Below are 16,717 nucleotides of genomic sequence, written 5' to 3'. Positions count from 1 at the left end.
TGCCCGACTCGCCATCGCGAGCGGTCGGCACGCTGCGGCGCCGGGCTCAGACCTCCAGGTCCTCGATGTCGCGGAACCCGGTCTTCTTGGCCCGCACGCCCCGGTTGGTGAGCCAGGTCAGCGCCCAGAGCACGATGCCGATCACCAGCAGCCCGGCCGCGATGCGGTACTGGATGTAGTCGGCCGAGTTGCGCGCCCACGGCCCGACCAGGGCCGCGGAGAGGATCGCACCCAGCACCGGGATCGCGGTGGGCGCCCGGAACCCCCGGCCGGTGTCGTCGCGGCGCAGCACCAGGCAGCAGACGTTGACGACCGCGAACACCACGAGCAGCAGCAGACCGGTGGTGCCGGACAGCGCAGACACGATGTCGGACTCGGACTGCGTACGGACGTAGACGATGAGGCTCATGGCCAGGACGGTGGTGAACGCGATCGCCGTCCAGGGAGACCGGCGCCCCGGCAGCACCTTGCCGAGCACCGGAGGAAGCACCTGTTGGCAGGCCATGCCGTAGACGAGCCGGCTGGCCATCAACATGTTGATCAGCGCCGTGTTGCCGACGGCGAAGACGGTCAGGAACGGGAAGATGTCGTCGATCGGGATCCCGGGTGCCCCCACCTTCACGACGTCGAGCAAGATCCCGGCGTCGGGGTTGGAGGGGTTCGTCAGGTCGCCTTCGGGGATGACCATGATCACCGCCACGGCGACCAGCATGTAGAGCAGCGCGCACACGCCCAGGGCGGTGAACATGATCCGGGGGAAGGTGCGCTCGGGGTCCGTGGTCTCCTCGACCATGTTGACCGAGTCCTCGAAGCCCACCATGGCGAAGAAGGCGATCGTGGTGGCCACGGTGACCCCGAGGTAGATGCTCTTGTCCTCGCTGGTCTCGAAGGCGACGAGGCGCGCCGGGTCACCGTCTCCGGTGCCGATCGCCCAGAAGCCGATGAGGATGACGACGCTCAGCGCCACCAGCGAGATGCTGGTCAGCACGACGTTGAACTTGACGCTCTCCCCCACCCCGCGCAGGTTCACCGCCGCCAGGATCCCCATGAAGACGAGCGCGGCCACCAACGAGGCGGTGTCGCCGGTGGGGACGCCGTCGACCAGCTCGTCCATGCCGATCAGGAAGTTGGAGGCCAGCAGGCTGGAGGACGTCGACGCACTCGTGATCCCCGAACAGGCGACCGTGAAGGCCACCAGGAACGTCACGAAGTGGATCCCGAACGCCTTGTGCACGTAGAGAGCGGCACCGGCGGCCTCGGGGTACTTCGTCACCAGCTCCAGGTAGGAGAACGCGGTCATCGTGGCGATGGCGAAGGCCAGCAGGAACGGCAGCCACGCCAGGCCGCCGACCTCCCCGGCGACCTTTCCGGTCACCGCGAAGATCCCGGCGCCGATGATGTCGCCGACGATGAAGAGCAGCAGCAGCTTGGGGCCGATCACCCGTTTGAGACCGGGCTCGTCGGACCCGTCGTCGTCGGTCCCGGCCACGGCGGGTTCGACGCCCGTCGTACGGCTCGCGTCGTTGCTCATGTCCGAAGCTCCTCGTGCGTCAGTGGTGGACCCACCCCATACCCATCCAGAGCGATCTCGCAGCATCCCCGTCGGGCGAGTTGCCCCGATGCCTCCCTCTCAGATTGGACGCGAACGTCTCATGGTGACCACCGAGGAGATCCTCGCTGCGGCCCAGCGCCACCTCAACGTCGACCCCCGAGCCTCGATGGCCGTCCTGGCCTCGGCCGCGGGCGTCGGCCGCGCCACGCTGCACCGGCACTTCGCCTCGCGCGACGACCTCCTGCACGAGCTCGGCACCCGCTCCCTCGACCGGTGGGAGGTCAGCCTCGACGCGGCGGACCCCGAGTCGATCGAAGGTGCTGCCGACTCCGGCGACGCCGCGCGGATCACCGCCTGCCTGCAGGACATGCTCGCGCGCTTTCTCGCTGACTCCGACGACTTCGGGTTCGCCCTCACCGACTCCTACCTCACCAGCGCCGACGACCTGCTGGCGCGCTCGGACGCGCTGGTGGACCGCGAGACCCACCTGTACGCCGCGGCGCAGCGCGCCGGCGTGCTGCGCGACGACGTCCCCCCGCGCTGGCTCGGGCACGCCGTCTACGGCCTGCTCGTCGCTGCCCGCGAGGCCGTGCGTGACGGTGACGTCGCGCGCCGCGACCTCGACGCCATGGTGATGTCGACCTTCCTGGACGGAGCGGGCTCGCGATGAGCACGAACGTCGACGCCGCCGTCGCCACAGCCGACACGCCCCTCCCCTGCGCTGCACCGGACCCGCGCCGGTGGGTCGGCCTGGCCGTGCTCACCGCCAGCCTGCTCGTCGTCGTGATGGACATGACGATCCTCAACGTCGCGCTGCCCGACCTCACCGCGGACCTGCGCCCCGGCGCGGTGGCCCAGCTGTGGATCGTCGACTCCTACGCCTTGGTCCTGGCCGGTCTGCTCGTGCCCCTGAGTGCTCTCGCCGACCGCTGGGGACGGCGTCGGATGCTTCTCAGCGGCTTCACGATCTTCGCCGTCGTGTCGCTGCTCGTGCTCGTCGCCGACACGGCCGCCCACGTCATCGCTCTCCGCGCGGCCCTGGGCGTGGGCGGCGCGATGATCATGCCTGCCACGTTGTCGCTGATCCGCACCCTGTTCACCGACCCGCGCGAACGAGCCACCGCTCTCGGGCTGTGGGCCGCCATGGCCGCCGTCGGAGGTGCCGTCGGGCCGATCGTCGGAGGAGCGCTGCTCGAGCGCTTCAGCTGGCACGCCGCCTTCCTGTTCAACGTGCCGGTCATGGCGGTGGCGATCTTCGCCGGCGTCGCGTTCCTGCCGGAGAGCCGGTCGAGCCGGCCCGGCCGCCTCGACCCGCTCGGTGTCGCGCTGTCGATCGGCGGGATGGTCGCGCTCGTGTACGCCGTCAAGCACCTCGGCCACGACGGCCCCACCGCCCTCGGCGTGAGCACTGCCGTCGCCGGCGCCGCGCTGCTCACCGTCTTCGCACGGCGTTGCCTGCGCCAGGACGACCCGATGCTCGAGGTGCGCCTCTTCACCAGTCGGCCGTTCACGGCCGGCATCGTGGCCGCGCTGGCCACCAGCGCCGCGATGATCGCCCTGCTGCTCGTCGGGTCGCAGTGGCTGCAGCTCGTGCAGGGGTGGTCGCCGTTGCGGAGCGGGGCGGCCCTGCTCCCCCTTGCCGTCGAGGGTCTCGTCGGCTCGCCGCTCGCCCCCAGCCTCGCCGCGCGGATCGGCGCACGCACGGTGCTCGTCGGCGGTCTGGTGTCCGGCGGTCTGGGGTTCCTGGTGCTCGGCCTGCTCCCGGCTCCGCTGACCTACCCCGGCGTCGCGGTCGCGTTGCTGCTCGTCGGCTCCGGTACGGCGTCGCTCGGCGTCGCCTCGGCGGTGGTGATGGGCGCCAGCACCACCGACCAGGCCGGCAGTGCCGCGGCGATGGAGGAGACGTCGTACGAGATCGGTGGGGTGCTCGGCATCGCCGTGCTCGGCAGCCTCGCGGCGCTGGTCTACCGGTCCGGACTGCCGGCCGGAGCCCCCGAGAGCGCGCGCGAGTCGCTGGCGGGCGCTCTCGGCTCCCCCGCCGCCGACGCCGCGATCGCCTCGTTCGACCGGGCGTTCTCGGTGGTCGGGCTGGCCGGCGCCGCCGTCATGCTCGTGGTCGCCGTGGTGGTGCACCGGCTGGTGCCGGCGGAGCTGGACCTGGCGGACGTGGAGCACTGACCGCTCGCTGGGGTTGGCTGTCGTCACCGCCCCAGCGGTCGGTTGCCGTGGGCGTTCGTCTCACGGGGTTTCGACCCGGCGTCGCGACCTCGTCCCTCGGTCGCGGCCTCGCTCAACCTGGTTGACCCCACACCGCCCGCTCGTTCCTCGCGGCCGGTTGGTCATCCAAAGAAGACCTGGGCCTCGGCGTACTCGGCGGGACTGACCAGCTTGAGCTCGCCGGTGCCCTCGATGAGCGGCACGCGGACGATGTCGGTGCCACGCAACGCCATCATCGTGCCGAAGTCGCCCTCCGCCACGGCGTCGGCGGCCTGGAGCCCGAACCGGGTCGCCAGCCACCGGTCGAAGGCGGTGGGCGTGCCGCCGCGCTGGATGTGGCCCAGCACGACCGCGCGCGCCTCCTTGCCGGTGCGCTGCTCGATCTCGTGGGCGAGCCGGTCACCGATCCCACCGAGGCGCACGTGCCCGAAGGCGTCCTTCTCGCCCGAGACCAGCGTCATGTCACCGCCGTCAATCGGCGTGGCGCCCTCGGAGACCACGATGATCGGCGCGTACTCCGACTCGAAGCGGGTCTCGACGTGGGCACACACCTTCTCGATGTCGAAGGGCTGCTCCGGGATCAGCACCGTGCTCGCGCCACCGGCGATGCCGGCGTGCAACGCGATCCACCCGGCGTGGCGACCCATCACCTCGACGACCAGCACCCGGTGGTGCGACTCGGCGGTGGTGTGCAGCCGGTCGATCGCCTCGGTCGCGATGTTGACAGCGGTGTCGAAGCCGAACGTGAAGTCGGTGCCCGACAGGTCGTTGTCGATCGTCTTCGGCACGCCGACGACCTGGACCCCGAGGTCGGCGAGCTTGGTCGCCACGCCGAGGGTGTCCTCGCCGCCGATGGCGACCAGGGCGTCCACACCATCAGCCGCGAGGTTGGCGGTGATCTGCTCGACCCCGCCCTCGATCGAGAACGGGTTGGTCCGCGAGGATCCCAGGATCGTCCCGCCGCGGGGGAGGATGCCGCGGCACTCCTCGATGCCGAGCGGGCGCGTCAGCCCCTCCAGCGGACCCTTCCAGCCGTCGCGGTAGCCGACGAGGTCGAAGCCATGCTGAGTCACGCCCTTGCGGACCACGGCCCGGATCACCGCGTTGAGACCGGGGCAGTCGCCACCACCGGTGAGCACGCCGACGCGCATGGGATCCTCCTGAAGGCTCGGTGGAGACGGTCGCCCTGACGGGGTCGGTCCCCACCTAACCACGCCGTCCAGGTCCCAGGATCCCGAACCCGGGCCGCACGGCGCCCGGCGGACGGTCCGGCGTACGCCGGACGCCGCCCGCGAGATCGACGCGTCGGGCGGGCGACTCGGTGGACGGGGCGAGAGCCAGCTCCAGCAGACCTGCACGTCGTCCGAGGGTTCGAGGAGGACTGCTGACCTGGGCCTTGCTCCGGGACCATCCCTATGCTCGGCGCCATGACCTTCTCGATCGTGGCCCGCTCCGACGACGGCGAGACGTGGGGGGTGGCGGTGGCCTCCAAGTTCCTCGCGGTCGGTAGCGCCGTCCCCGCTGCTGTCGCCCAGGTCGGCGCCCTTGCCACCCAGGCGGACGCGAACGTGGCCTACAAGGGCCTGGCCCTCTCCCACCTCGACGAGGGCGCGACCGCCTCGGTCGCGCTCCAGCGTCTGCTCGAGGAGGACGAGGGCCGGGACCACCGCCAGGTGGGCATCGTCGACGTCGACGGAGGGGCGGCCTCCCACACCGGGCAGTCCTGCATCTCGTGGGCCGGCGGCCTGACCGGCGAGGGCTACGCCATCCAGGGCAACTGCCTCGCCGGCGCCGAGGTGGTCGACGCGATGCAGACCGCCTGGGACGGCGGGGGCGAGCTGGCCTTCGCCCACCGTCTGCTCGCGGCACTCTCGGCCGGGGACGCGGCCGGCGGTGACAAGCGCGGCCGGCAGTCGGCCGCACTGCTCGTCGTCCGAGACCGGGCCGGGTACGGCGGCGGCGACGACATCGCGGCCGACCTGCGGGTCGACGACCACGCGACGCCGGTCACCGAGCTCAGCCGCCTGCTCGACCTCAACGACCTCTACCTGACTTCGTCCACCGACGAGGAGCAGGTCGAGATCACCGCGGACCTGCGCGCCGAGCTGGAGGAGTTCGCCCGGGCCCAGGGCCACCCCGACTTCACCACCTGGGTCGGCACGGAGAACTACGAGATGCGGGTCGACGCTGACCTGGGGTGGATCGACCAGCGGATCCTCGAGATCGTGCGGACGACCGGATGAGCATCCTGTCGATCGACGCCGGCACGACCGGCGTGACCGCCGTCGTGGTCTCCGAGGCCGGCGACATCGTGGCCCGCGGCTACCAGGAGTTCGGACAGCACTTCCCCAAGCCCGGGTGGGTGGAGCACGCGCCAGAGGAGATCTGGCAGGCCACGCTCGAGGCCACCCGCGACGCACTGGCGCGCATCGACACCTCCGAGCTTCAGGGCATCGGCATCACCAACCAGCGCGAGACGGTCCTGCTCTGGGACCGCGAGACGATGGGGTCACCCCGTCGCGCGATCGTGTGGCAGGACCGCCGTACGGCGGACATCTGCACGCGGCTGCGCGACGAGGGTCACGAGGCGCGGGTCTCCGAGCTCACCGGCCTGCGGCTCGACCCCTACTTCTCCGGCACCAAGCTGATGTGGCTGGCCGAGCACGAGCCACGCACGTGGGCGCTCGTCGAGTCCGGCCGGTACGCCGTCGGCACGGTGGACTCCTACCTCATCGCGCGGATGACACGTGGCCTGGAGCACGTCACCGACGTCTCCAACGCGTGTCGCACGCTGCTCTTCGACCTCGAGCAGGGCGACTGGTCCGACGAGCTGTGCTCGCTCTTCGGGGTCCCTCGCGACGCGCTGCCCGAGCTGGTGCCCAACTGGGGCGAGCTGGCGGTCACCGACCCGCGCTCGTTCCTCGACCTTGAGCTGCCGATCGCGGGGATCGCCGGGGACCAGCAGTCGGCCCTCTTCGGCCAGACGTGCTTCGAGGTCGGCGACTCCAAGTGCACCTTCGGCACCGGGTCCTTCATCCTCACCAACACCGGCACCTCGTTGGAGCGCTCCGACGCGGGGCTGCTGTCCACGGCGGCGTGGCGCTCGCCGGCCGGCGAGCTCACCTACGCCCTCGAGGGCGCCATCTTCGTGACCGGCGCCGCCGTGCAGTGGCTGCGCGACGGGCTGCAGATCGTCGGGTCGGCCGCCGAGACCGAGGCGATCGCGGCCACGGTGTCGTCCTCGGAGGGCGTCGTCTTCGTGCCCGCGCTCACCGGCCTCGGCGCCCCGCACTGGGATCCCCACGCCCGCGGCACCATCCTCGGCCTCACCCGTGGCACCACGCGAGCCCATGTCGTGCGGGCCACGTTGGAGGCGATCGCCTTCGAGGTGCGAGACGTGCTGGAGACGATGCCCGACTCCGGCGAGACGACCGCTCTGCGGGTCGACGGTGGCGCTGCGGCCAACGACCTGCTCTGCCAGCTGCAGGCTGACCAGATCGGCGTACCCGTGGAGCGTCCGCGGCTCGTCGAGACCACAGCCCTGGGCGCGGCCTTCCTGGCCGGACTCGGCACCGGGGTGTGGGACTCCACCGACGACCTGCGCCAGACGTGGCAGCTGGACCGGTCGTTCGACCCGACGGCCGAGCGCGGCGAGGCGGACGCGTCATACGCCCGGTGGCTCCATGCCGTGGAGCGGTCGAAGGGCTGGGCCGAGCTCTAGGTCAGCCAGGTCTGCCGGTCAGCACCAGGTCTGGCTAGCCCAGCTTGTCGAGCGCCGCCGCTGCCTCGTCGCGCTCGGACGTCGCTTCGGCCAGGGAGTCCGATGCCGCGGCCTGGACCGCCTCGGCATCGCCCAGCTCGTCGTCGACCTCGTCGTAGGTCTCCTCGAGGGCGGCGACCTGCCGCTTGAGCTCGTCGATCTCGGCCTCGATCTGCAGCTGGCGGGCGCGGAGGTGTTCGACGTCGACGCCGGCGTCGTCGAGGGCGGTCTGCGCCTCGTCGACCACGTCCTGGGCCTCGGCGAGCGTCTGCTCGGCGGCCGCGCGGGCCTTGGCGTGGGCGTCCGGATCGGGTACGACGTGCAGGTCGGGCCGCGCGGGGGCCTCGGGAGCCGACCGGGCGGTGGCCGTGAACCCGAGCGCGTCCGGGACCGCCACGGCCCCGGCGACGTCGACGTCGTCAACGCCCGTCGTGCTGAGAGCGACGACCAGCAGGCCGCTGCGCACGGCCCGGCCGCAGTCCTGGCTCACCATCGCAGCTGTCAGCGTCGCCTCGACCTGGTCGGCCACCGCCTGGGTGACCTTCACCCCCTCCTCGCTCGCCAGCGAGCGCGCCTGCTGCGTGATCGCCGCGGTCAGCTGGCGTCGCTGCCGGGTCAGCGCGCGGAGGTCGTCTCCGGACATCCCATCCTGCGCTGCGCGCAGGGCCGCACCCATGTCCAGCACCTCGTCGACCTGGGCGCCCTGGCGTCGTACGAAGAGATCGACGACCCAGGCCGCCAGGGACGCCTTCTTGAGTGCCTTGACCTGGCCGGCGAGGTCGGTCTCCCCCGCCTTCTTGAGCTCCTTGGCGCGCGCGTCCCGGGCCGGGGTGAAGTCACCGAGAGCGAGCCCGTAGAGCTCGTCGGCGATCTCGAGCAGCGTGTCGGTCACGTCGCGCAGTCTCTCAGGACGAGGCGCTCACGCGAGAGGTGCCGCCGTCAGTCGCGGCTCCCGCAGGTGCCGCCGCTGATCTTGACCGTGCGCGACTTGCCCTCCAGCTTCTTGCGCGTCATCGTCGCCCGCTTGTAGTAGTAGAGGTCCTGCTTCTTGCAGTAGGTCCGCTTCGAGAAGCGCACCACGGCCTTGCTGCGCTTCGGCGGCGCGCACGAAGCGCACTTGCTCACGTAGTAGCCGCGCCCGACCGTCTTCTTCTGGCCCCAGCGGTTCCAGGACATCCCCCGCAGGTAGGGCCCGGAGTTGGCGGTGAAGAAGATCCGCTTCGGTGCCACCTCGGGCTGGTAGAAGAGGTCGAAGTAGACGACGTCCTTGCCCTGGTACTGCACAGGTGCGTCTGCAGTCGTCGAGGAGGCCGAGGCCGTCGAGGCCGTCGAGGCCGTGGAGGGTGCCGCGAGAGCACCGAGCAGGAGTGCCGCTGACGCGGCGAGGACCACGAGGGCCCGCAGTGGACGAGGAGTCATGAGCGGATCGTAAGTCTGCGCCGGGTCGCGTGCTGGAGAATCGTGCAGCTGGTTCACCCATCGAGTGCGCGAGGGACGAGGCCGACCGAGAGCATCCTGGTCGCCAGGTCGACGAGCTCGTCGCGATCAACCTCCGCGGGACGGTGCAGGGCGATGCGCAGGCACGTCGAGACCAGCACGCCCATGGTCAGGAAGACCACGGCCTCGAGCCGATCCGCCGAGAGGTCGGGACGATGCCGCCGCGGAAGCAGCGAGGCCAGCTGGTGCAGGTCTGCCTCGATCTCCGGCAGCACGTTGGCGTTGGGCCCGGCGGGCAGCTGCTCGACCACGGCACCGATCACGGCCCGATGCCGTTCGAAGGCCGCGACCAGGGACTCGACCACCAGGTGGAGTGCGTCCTCCTGGTCCAGGTCCAGGGCCGTGACCACGGCACTCATGAGATCGGCCTTGATCGCCGCCACCGCCTCGTCGCGCAGCACGGTGAGGATCTCGGCCTTGTCGTTGAAGTACCGGTAGAAGGTTCCGCTGCTGACGTGGGCGCGCTCGACGATCGCCGTGGTCGACAAGGGGCGCCCGCCGGGTCGCTCCAGAAGCTGAACAGTCGCATCGAGCAAGGTCCGGCGCATCTGGACCGCGCGGCTCTGCGTGGGCAGTATCCGCTGCTTCTGTGCCATGGCCCGGGGCTCCCCAAAAGTGAATGGAAGATGAGAATGATTCACTTTAGTCTCGCGGCATGGTCGCACACGAGGTCACTCCGGAGATCCGTCCCGACGTCGTGCGGGGAGTCGAGCAGCCCGCCCCCTCGAGCCTGCGTCGCCTCGACGAGGCTCGGGACCGCTTCGGCGACCTGGCGACGACGTACCTCGACGCCATGCACCACGGCGACCCCCTCGCTGACGCCTTCGCCGACGACGTCGTACGCCTCGGTCACGGCAAGGCTCTGAAGATGCTCCGTACGGCGTGCCGCGAGGGCCTCGACGCAGTCCCCGACGCACCCGCGTCGCTGCACGCGCTGATCAGCTCCGTGGACGTGGAGCCCGACTGGCTCGACCTGCCCGCGATCGAGCGCGACAGCCGCTTCATCGGGCGCTACACGCGCCAGTCCGGGATCGTGCTGGGGGCGGCCTCCCTGGTCAGCGGCTACGCCAACTCCGCAGCGTCACGCCCGCTCGAGCTCACGGGCCGCTACCTCGAGAGCGCCGGTGCGCGAACCATCGAGGTCGCCTCCTGGCTCGTCGCGATCACCCGCGAGGACGGGCTCTCACGCCACGCCGCGGGCTTCGAGCTGACCGTGCGCGTGCGGGTGATCCACGCCCTGGTGCGCCAGTCGCTGCGCGACGACCCGCGCTGGGACACCGCCGCCTGGGGCGTGCCCATCAACCAGGCCTACCTCGCCTACACGCTCGTCGAGTTCGTGCGGATCCCGCTGCGCAGCCAACGGATGATCGGGGCCGGCTACCTCCCCCACGAGGAGCGCGCCGCCTACGCCCGCTGGCGCTACGTCGGTCACCTGCTCGGGATCGACCCCGCCCTGCTGCCCCAGGACGAGGCCGCCCAGGAACGACTCGAGGAGCTCTACCTGCTCACCCGTCCCGTGGTCGACGACTACTGCCGCGAGCTGGTCGCCGCCATCAACACGAGCTTCCTGACCGCCGAGGTCGCGGGCATCCTGCCGCCGCCGGCGCGACGGTTCGCCCCCACGCTGGTGCACGCGCTGGAGCGCCTCTTCCTCGGCGACGAGATCGCCGAGGACCTCGCGATCCCCGCGACCCGGGTGACGTGGCTGGTGCGGCTGATGGCACCGGTGCTGGGCGCCGTCAACGGCATCCTCGACCGGATCCCCGTCACCCTGCCGTGGCGCACCCGGATGGGCGAGCGCTACCGGGTCGAGCAGGACCAGCGACTGCGCTCGACGTACGGCGTGCACCACGACCTCGTCGATGCCTCCCCCGCCGGTGGACGGCCGCACCCGGCCCGCGGGTAGCGACGGTCGGGCTGCTCCGGCTGCTCCGGCTGCTCCGCGACCGAGGTGGAGGTGTTGCCGTTTGGTCCCAAACGACAACATCTACGCCGAGAACTGCGTCGTTTGGGACCAAACGGCGCGATCCGCGCCGCCACCACCCGCAGCCCACCCGCAGCCCACCCGCAGCCAGTCAGCCCTCGTCGTCCTCGTCGTCCTCGTCGAGCCCCTGCTCGATCACGTACCGGGTCAGCTCCACCCGGTTGTGCATCTGCAGCTTGCGCAGGGTGTTCTGGACGTGGTTCTGCACGGTGCGGTGCGACAGCACCAGCCGCTCGGCGATCTGCTTGTAGGACAACCCCTTGGCGACCATCTTGAGGATCTCGGTCTCGCGGTCGGTCAGCTCGGGGTGCAGCGACGATGCCTCGCCGGAACCACCGGCCAAGGGGTCCGACAGCCGACGGAACTCCCCCAGCACCAGGCCCGCCAGACCGGGCGTGAAGACGGAGTCACCCCGCGCCACGCGCCGTACGGCGTCCAGGAGCTCCTCGCGTGACGCGGACTTGATCAGGTAGCCCGTGGCTCCGGCCTTGACCGCCTCGAGGACGTCCTCCTGCTCACCGGAGGCCGACAGGATCAGGACCCGGGCGGACGGGTCGTCCTTGAGCACCGCAGCTGTCACCTCGACGCCGTTGGGGCCGGGGATCTGCAGGTCGAGGACGACGACCTGGGGCCGTGCCGCCGGGAAGCGCGCCAACGCCTGATGACCGTCGGCGGCCACCGCGACCACGTCGAGGCCCGCGGCCTGGAGGTCGCGCTCGACAGCGTCGCGCCACATGGGGTGGTCGTCGACGACCATCACCCGGATCTGCTCGTCAGTCACGCGCGGAGCCTAGCTTCTCGCAGCCGCTCAGGGCTTGGCGTAACGGCCGCGCCGGTGGAGCAACGCCGTGTCCTCGTCCAGCACCACGAGGTCGTCGACGATGCAGGTGAGCTGACGCGACCAACCCACCTCGACGCTCGACTCGACCGAGACCAGTGCACGACTCGTGGCCCCCACCAGCCCCGGCCCGTACGGCGTGCGCTCGAACGTCGCCAGTCGGAACGGTCCTCCGGGCGCCGGCGCCTGCCCGGCGAAGGCCTCGGCGAGGTCGCGGTGCTCCCAGGAGAGCAACGAGACCACCGCGCGGCCGGTCTCCTCGACCGTGTCCGCAAGGTCGGAGTCCGGGTCGACCAGACCGATCACGCGCGCGGGCTCACCAGCCGCGACGAGGACCGAGCTGACGGTGAGCCCTGCCCAGCCGGCCGGTCCGTCACTCCCGCCGGCCGTCCAGAGGCTCACGGCTCCGCCGAGGCGACCGCGCCACTGGCGGACCGGATCGGGCTCGGGGTCGACGAAGGGGTGCGTGGAGTGGATCGTCACCGCCCTGCCTCCCCGCCCACACGGGTCGTGTGCCCCACGGCGGTCCCACGACCGTCCTCAGGCACACGACCCCGCCGGACCGCAGGAGCACCAGCACCCATCCACACGCGACCCACCGTCATCGTGGCACCACCAGCTCCCACTCCGTCCCGTAGGAGGCCGAGGTCAAGCGGGCCTCACCACCGAGGTCCTCGATCCGCCCACGGATGGACTGGCTGACGCCCAGGCGACCCTCCGACTCGGCGGCGGCCAGCCGACCCTCGGGGATCCCGGGCCCCTCGTCGCGCACCGACACCTCCACCCGGTCGCCGAAGGACTCGAGGAGCACCCAGGCAGGAGCGCCCTCCCCGACGTGCCGCTCGACGTTGTCGAGGCAGGCCGTCACGACCGCGAGCAGCTCCGAGGCCACGTCCGCAGGCAGCTCCACGGCTCCCCCCGGGACGGCGACGTCGACGCCGGGGCGCAGACCGAGGCGACCGAGGGCGGCAGCGACGTCCACCGCGCCCTCAGCACCGTCGGTGCGCACCGAGTCCTGGGCGCGGATCAGGCTGCGCAGCGCGGACTCCTGCTCCCCGGCCAGCCGGGCCAGGTCGGCGCCCTGCCCACCCAGCTCACCGCCTCGGCGCTGGACGAGCGCGAGGACCTGCAGCACCCCGTCGTGCACGACCCGGGCCAGCCGAGCGCGTTCGGCTGCGGCCGCGGCTGCACGCTCGGCCAGGTCGCGCTCGGTGGCCATCTGCTGCAGGGAGCCGCACATGTAGCCCACGACCGGGCCACCCAGCAGCAGGAGGAAGAGGTTGCCGACGTCGGTGCCGTCGGGAGCATCGCGCAACAGGATGTCCACGGCGCCGAGGACGACGCCGGCCACGAGGCCCCCGACCCAACGAAAGCGCACCGCCCAGGCCAGCAACGCCGCCATCACCCAGAAGCCGGGCACGCTGGCGTCGAAGTCGGGTGACTTCACCACCGGGGTCGCGACGAGCAGCGCGAGCGCCACCGCCAGGTCGGCGACGAGCAGCGCGACCCCACGGCGTACGGCGTCGGCGTAGGCCCACGTGGTGAGACCCGTCCAGCCCACCATCACCGCGAGCAGGACGTAGCCGGCGGCGGGGTGGTCGAAGTCGCCGACCCCGCGAACCAGGTTGCCCACGACGGCGTAGGCCAGGACCACGACGCGCAGGACCGCGATCGCCCGGAAGAGCTGGTCCTCGACCGCGAGCGCCGCGCGCACGGACCGGGAGCCGGACGCCGACTGCCCTGCCGTCAGCGTCAGGACGCCTTCTTCTGCTCGCCGGCCCCGCCGGCCCCGCCGGACTCGCCCTCGGGCCGGGCATCGGCCGCCGCCCTGGCCTCGGCCTCGAGTCGCTTGGACTCCTCCTTGGCCTGGGTGGCGTACATGTCGACGTACTCCTGGCCGGAGAGTCGCATGATCTCGTACATGATCTCGTCGGTGATCGAGCGCAGGATGTAGCGGTCGTTCTCCATGCCCTCGTAGCGCGAGAAGTCCAGGGGGCGCCCGAAGCGCACGACCGGGCGGGTGACCCGGCCGAAGGTCTTGCCGGGAGGAGCCACGACGTCGGTGCCGACGACGGCGGTGGGCACCACGGGGACACCGGACTCGAGCGCGAGGCGGGCGACCCCGGTCTTGCCCCGGTAGAGGCGGCCGTCGTGCGAGCGCGTGCCCTCCGGGTAGATCCCGAAGAGTCCGCCGTCGGCGAGGACCCGCTTGGCCGACAGCAGCGCGCCCGACGCCGCATCGGCGCCCGAGCGGTCGATCGGCACCTGGCCGGAGCCGGTGAAGAACTGCTTCTGGAACCAGCCCTTGATCCCGGGACTGGTGAAGTACTCGGCCTTCGCCACGAAGGTGACACGGCGCGGCAGCGTGAGCGGGACGAACAGCCAGTCGGCGTACGACAGGTGGTTGCTCGCCAGGATGGCGGGGCCGTCGGGGACGTGCTCGGCACCCTCGGTCTGGGGACGGAAGACGACCTTGAGGAGTGGCCCCAAGGCGAAGAACTTCAAGAACCAGTAGAACAACCGTGTCACCCTTCCCCGAGACCCACCGACCTGCGTGCCGAACCAGACGGGGGAAGACTAGTCCCTCCCGCCCGCAGCCCCTATCCGGTGCGGCATGATCGCGACCATGACGTCTCAGCCTTCCCCGGAGGCCCACCAGCCGCTCACGGTCGCCGCGCGCCCCGAGCTCACCGGCGGGCGTCGCATCGGCGTCCTGCTCAGCCACGGCTTCACCGGCTCTCCGCTGTCGATGCGTCCCTGGGGCGAGCACCTCGCCGGCCTCGGGTACGGCGTGACGGTGCCGCGGCTGCCGGGTCACGGCACGACCTGGAAGGACCTCAACCAGCACCGCTTCGACGACTTCTACGGGGAGATCACCCGCGTCTTCGACCAGCTCTGCCTCGACCACGACGCGGTCGTCGTCGGCGGGCTGTCGATGGGTGGGTCGCTGACGTTGAAGGTGGCCGCCGACCACCCCGACCGGGTCGCCGGCGTCATGGTCGTCAACCCGGCGGTCGCCACGAAGCGGCTCGACGTCAGGCTCCTGCCGGTGCTCAAGCACCTCGTGCCGTCCTTCCCGGCCATCGCCGGCGACATCAAGAAGCCCGGCGTCGCGGAGTACGGCTACGACCGGACCCCGCTCAAGGCGATCCACTCCTTCATGCAGGCCTGGCCCGGCCTGATCGAGGACCTGCCGCAGGTGACCTCGCCGCTGATCTACTTCCGCTCCCCCGAGGACCACGTGGTCGACGGCTCCTCGATGCCGATCATCCTCGGCGCCGTCGGCAGCGACGACGTGACCGAGGTGCCGCTGCTCGAGAGCTATCACGTCGCCACCTTGGACAACGACGCCCCGACGATCTTCGAGCGCTCCGCCGAGTTCATCGCCCGCGTGGCCGGCTGACGGCCACTCCGTGCGGTCCGAGACCTCGGGACCACCGCCGGTTCGTTACGATTCAACAGTGGCGCAGAACGACGACGACGCGTGGCGCGCGATCGTCGACAACTACGGCGACCGACCCGATCTCGAGGATCACCCCGAGGACCCGGCCGGCCGCGACGTCGAGGACGCCGGCGACCCGGCCGACGACCTCGGCGGGTCGTCGGCACCCCCTGCCGAGCCGGGCTGGAACGACCTCTTCCCGGACTCGGACTGGGAGGAGGAGCGCTTCGTCCCGCCGCCGCCACCGCCCCTTCCCACCACGACTGCCGATCGGATGGCGGCGTGGGTCGGGGTCTTCGGCTCCCCCGTCGTCCTGCTGATCTGCCTGGTGCTGGGCTTCAAGCCACCCGAGCTGATCACCTACCTGTTGGTGGTCGGCTTCGTGGGCGGCTTCCTCTACCTGGTCCTGAAGATGAACCGGGAGCCGCGCGACCCCGACGACAACGGCGCGGTCCTGTAGCCCGCTCCCTGCCGGCTCCCGACCGTCAGGAGTCCAGCACCAGCAACGCCGCCCCGACGAGCCCGGCCTCCGGACCGAGCTCGGCAACCCGGATCTCGGGCACCACGCGGTGCTCGGCGCCCACCAACGCACGCCCCAGCGCGATCCTGGCTGGATCGAGCAGCCGGTCACCAGCGGCCGAGACGCCGCCCCCGACCACGATGACCTCGGGGTCGAAGGCCGCGACGAGACCCGCCAGGCCGACGCCCAACCAGTCGCCCACCGACGCGAACGCCTGTCGGGCCACCAGGTCGCCGTCCTCGGCCGCGGCGGTCACCATCGGCCCGGTCAGCTGCTCGGGCTGCCCCTGGCAGAGCTCGGTCAGGACGGTGGGCTCCGCGATGACGCGGGCGCGGGCGAAGCGCACGAGTGCGTTGCCCGAGGAGTACTGCTCCCAGCAGCCGTAGCGGCCGCACTCGCACATCCGTCCGTCGGGCACGACCTGCATGTGCCCGAACTCTCCCGCCATTCCGTTGGCCCCACGCAGGACGCTCCCGCCGAGCACCAGGGCGCCTCCGATGCCGGTCCCCATCGTGACCATCAGCGCCGACGACGCTCCTCTCGCGGCTCCGAGGCGACTCTCGGCGTGCGCCGCGCAGTCGGCGTCGTTGTGCAACGTCACCGGTGCGCCCCAGCGCTCGGTGAGCCGACGTCGTACGGGCTCCCCCGCCCAGGGCAGGTGGGGGGCGAACATGACCCGCTCGCCGGCCACGTCGACGAAACCCGCGGCGGCCAGCCCGATGCCGTCCGGCGTGCGGTTGCCGGCGACCTCCCTCACCGCGGCGGTGAGGGCGTCCTCGAGGGAGGTGACGCTGACGCGACGCCCGGGCGTACGGCGCGTCGCCGTCCGCAGGACGCCCCCGTCGGCACCGACCTCACCGGCCAGCACCTTGGTGCCGCCGACGTCGACGCCGATGAGCAGGCCCAT

The 16,717-nt window shown here is 71.5% G+C and carries 17 protein-coding genes; 7 read left to right on the top strand and 10 right to left on the bottom strand.

The genetic code is table 11. From position 1 onward, the window contains the following. Nucleotides 1-46: 46 nt before the first annotated feature. A complete protein-coding gene (locus Q1K33_RS06740; protein ID WP_300402006.1) occupies nucleotides 47-1,531 on the bottom strand; it encodes an APC family permease in 1,485 nt (494 codons plus the stop codon). Between the two features lie 121 nt (nucleotides 1,532-1,652). On the opposite strand from Q1K33_RS06740, the gene Q1K33_RS06735 reads away from it, so the two are divergent. Together Q1K33_RS06735 and Q1K33_RS06730 are read left to right on the top strand one after the other, a co-directional pair. Continuing rightward, nucleotides 1,653-2,222, top strand: coding sequence for a TetR/AcrR family transcriptional regulator (locus tag Q1K33_RS06735; RefSeq protein WP_300402004.1), 570 nt, complete (start codon nucleotides 1,653-1,655; stop codon nucleotides 2,220-2,222). Continuing rightward, nucleotides 2,219-3,730, top strand: coding sequence for an MFS transporter (locus Q1K33_RS06730; protein ID WP_300402002.1), 1,512 nt, complete (start codon nucleotides 2,219-2,221; stop codon nucleotides 3,728-3,730). Before Q1K33_RS06735 ends, Q1K33_RS06730 begins: the two co-directional genes overlap by 4 nt. Before the next feature lie 161 nt (nucleotides 3,731-3,891). Here Q1K33_RS06730 and Q1K33_RS06725 read toward each other — a convergent pair whose 3' ends face one another. Next, a complete protein-coding gene (locus Q1K33_RS06725) occupies nucleotides 3,892-4,920 on the bottom strand; it encodes a 6-phosphofructokinase (RefSeq protein ID WP_300402000.1) in 1,029 nt (342 codons plus the stop codon). Nucleotides 4,921-5,196: 276 nt separating this feature from the next. Between Q1K33_RS06725 and Q1K33_RS06720 the strand changes: the two genes are divergently transcribed. Then, nucleotides 5,197-6,012 carry a DUF1028 domain-containing protein gene (locus tag Q1K33_RS06720; RefSeq protein WP_300401998.1) on the top strand — a complete coding sequence of 272 codons (816 nt, stop codon included), beginning with the start codon at nucleotides 5,197-5,199 and terminating at the stop codon, nucleotides 6,010-6,012. Beyond that, complete coding sequence (gene glpK, locus Q1K33_RS06715; protein WP_300401996.1) at nucleotides 6,009-7,490, top strand: glycerol kinase GlpK; 1,482 nt, start codon at nucleotides 6,009-6,011, stop codon at nucleotides 7,488-7,490. Before Q1K33_RS06720 ends, glpK begins: the two co-directional genes overlap by 4 nt. Nucleotides 7,491-7,524: 34 nt before the next feature. Here glpK and Q1K33_RS06710 read toward each other — a convergent pair whose 3' ends face one another. From Q1K33_RS06710 to Q1K33_RS06700, 3 genes are read right to left on the bottom strand one after another with little or no spacing between them, the layout of a single operon-like run. Then, nucleotides 7,525-8,421, bottom strand: a complete 897-nt coding sequence (locus tag Q1K33_RS06710) for a hypothetical protein (protein ID WP_300401994.1) — start codon at nucleotides 8,419-8,421, stop codon at nucleotides 7,525-7,527. A 47-nt stretch (nucleotides 8,422-8,468) separates the two neighbouring features. Beyond that, complete coding sequence (locus Q1K33_RS06705) at nucleotides 8,469-8,948, bottom strand: hypothetical protein (protein ID WP_300401992.1); 480 nt, start codon at nucleotides 8,946-8,948, stop codon at nucleotides 8,469-8,471. A 53-nt stretch (nucleotides 8,949-9,001) separates the two neighbouring features. Continuing rightward, nucleotides 9,002-9,622, bottom strand: coding sequence for a TetR/AcrR family transcriptional regulator (locus Q1K33_RS06700; protein WP_300401990.1), 621 nt, complete (start codon nucleotides 9,620-9,622; stop codon nucleotides 9,002-9,004). A 59-nt stretch (nucleotides 9,623-9,681) separates the two neighbouring features. On the opposite strand from Q1K33_RS06700, the gene Q1K33_RS06695 reads away from it, so the two are divergent. After that, nucleotides 9,682-10,932, top strand: coding sequence for an oxygenase MpaB family protein (locus Q1K33_RS06695; protein WP_300401988.1), 1,251 nt, complete (start codon nucleotides 9,682-9,684; stop codon nucleotides 10,930-10,932). Between the two features lie 169 nt (nucleotides 10,933-11,101). Here the strand turns inward: Q1K33_RS06695 and Q1K33_RS06690 are convergent, their stop codons facing one another. The 4 genes from Q1K33_RS06690 to Q1K33_RS06675 form a co-directional block, all read right to left on the bottom strand. After that, entirely contained in the window at nucleotides 11,102-11,791 is a 690-nt protein-coding gene (locus Q1K33_RS06690; protein WP_300401986.1) for a response regulator transcription factor, read from the bottom strand. A gap of 27 nt (nucleotides 11,792-11,818) precedes the next feature. Further along, nucleotides 11,819-12,331, bottom strand: coding sequence for a flavin reductase family protein (locus Q1K33_RS06685; protein WP_300401983.1), 513 nt, complete (start codon nucleotides 12,329-12,331; stop codon nucleotides 11,819-11,821). A 118-nt stretch (nucleotides 12,332-12,449) separates the two neighbouring features. Further along, nucleotides 12,450-13,562, bottom strand: coding sequence for a DUF5931 domain-containing protein (locus Q1K33_RS06680; RefSeq protein WP_300401981.1), 1,113 nt, complete (start codon nucleotides 13,560-13,562; stop codon nucleotides 12,450-12,452). Between the two features lie 38 nt (nucleotides 13,563-13,600). Continuing rightward, nucleotides 13,601-14,368: a lysophospholipid acyltransferase family protein gene (locus Q1K33_RS06675; protein ID WP_300401979.1), complete on the bottom strand. Its 768-nt coding sequence runs from the start codon at nucleotides 14,366-14,368 to the stop codon at nucleotides 13,601-13,603. A 106-nt stretch (nucleotides 14,369-14,474) separates the two neighbouring features. On the opposite strand from Q1K33_RS06675, the gene Q1K33_RS06670 reads away from it, so the two are divergent. Both Q1K33_RS06670 and Q1K33_RS06665 read left to right on the top strand, forming a co-directional pair. Further along, nucleotides 14,475-15,251: an alpha/beta fold hydrolase gene (locus tag Q1K33_RS06670; RefSeq protein WP_300401977.1), complete on the top strand. Its 777-nt coding sequence runs from the start codon at nucleotides 14,475-14,477 to the stop codon at nucleotides 15,249-15,251. Between the two features lie 58 nt (nucleotides 15,252-15,309). Further along, the gene (locus Q1K33_RS06665) at nucleotides 15,310-15,750 is read left to right on the top strand and encodes a hypothetical protein (RefSeq protein ID WP_300401976.1); all 441 of its coding nucleotides are present in this window, start codon (nucleotides 15,310-15,312) and stop codon (nucleotides 15,748-15,750) included. Nucleotides 15,751-15,775: 25 nt separating this feature from the next. Here the strand turns inward: Q1K33_RS06665 and Q1K33_RS06660 are convergent, their stop codons facing one another. Next, nucleotides 15,776-16,717, bottom strand: coding sequence for an ROK family protein (locus tag Q1K33_RS06660; protein WP_300401974.1), 942 nt, complete (start codon nucleotides 16,715-16,717; stop codon nucleotides 15,776-15,778).

It is taken from the genome of Nocardioides sp. (assembly GCF_029937575.1).
GTDB lineage: Bacteria > Actinomycetota > Actinomycetes > Propionibacteriales > Nocardioidaceae > Nocardioides.
Note: the sequence above shows the minus strand (reverse complement) of the source record. Positions and strands in the feature narration are given on the sequence as shown.

Bases quoted from the DNA above. Each gene is read 5' to 3' on its own strand.
- Q1K33_RS06740 (WP_300402006.1), bottom strand. From the start codon at position 1,531: ATGAGCAACGACGCGAGCCGTACGACGGGCGTCGAACCCGCCGTGGCC.
- Q1K33_RS06735 (WP_300402004.1), top strand. From the start codon at position 1,653: ATGGTGACCACCGAGGAGATCCTCGCTGCGGCCCAGCGCCACCTCAAC.
- Q1K33_RS06730 (WP_300402002.1), top strand. From the start codon at position 2,219: ATGAGCACGAACGTCGACGCCGCCGTCGCCACAGCCGACACGCCCCTC.
- Q1K33_RS06725 (WP_300402000.1), bottom strand. From the start codon at position 4,920: ATGCGCGTCGGCGTGCTCACCGGTGGTGGCGACTGCCCCGGTCTCAAC.
- Q1K33_RS06720 (WP_300401998.1), top strand. From the start codon at position 5,197: ATGACCTTCTCGATCGTGGCCCGCTCCGACGACGGCGAGACGTGGGGG.
- glpK (WP_300401996.1), top strand. From the start codon at position 6,009: ATGAGCATCCTGTCGATCGACGCCGGCACGACCGGCGTGACCGCCGTC.
- Q1K33_RS06705 (WP_300401992.1), bottom strand. From the start codon at position 8,948: ATGACTCCTCGTCCACTGCGGGCCCTCGTGGTCCTCGCCGCGTCAGCG.
- Q1K33_RS06700 (WP_300401990.1), bottom strand. From the start codon at position 9,622: ATGGCACAGAAGCAGCGGATACTGCCCACGCAGAGCCGCGCGGTCCAG.
- Q1K33_RS06695 (WP_300401988.1), top strand. From the start codon at position 9,682: ATGGTCGCACACGAGGTCACTCCGGAGATCCGTCCCGACGTCGTGCGG.
- Q1K33_RS06670 (WP_300401977.1), top strand. From the start codon at position 14,475: ATGACGTCTCAGCCTTCCCCGGAGGCCCACCAGCCGCTCACGGTCGCC.
- Q1K33_RS06660 (WP_300401974.1), bottom strand. From the start codon at position 16,717: ATGGGCCTGCTCATCGGCGTCGACGTCGGCGGCACCAAGGTGCTGGCC.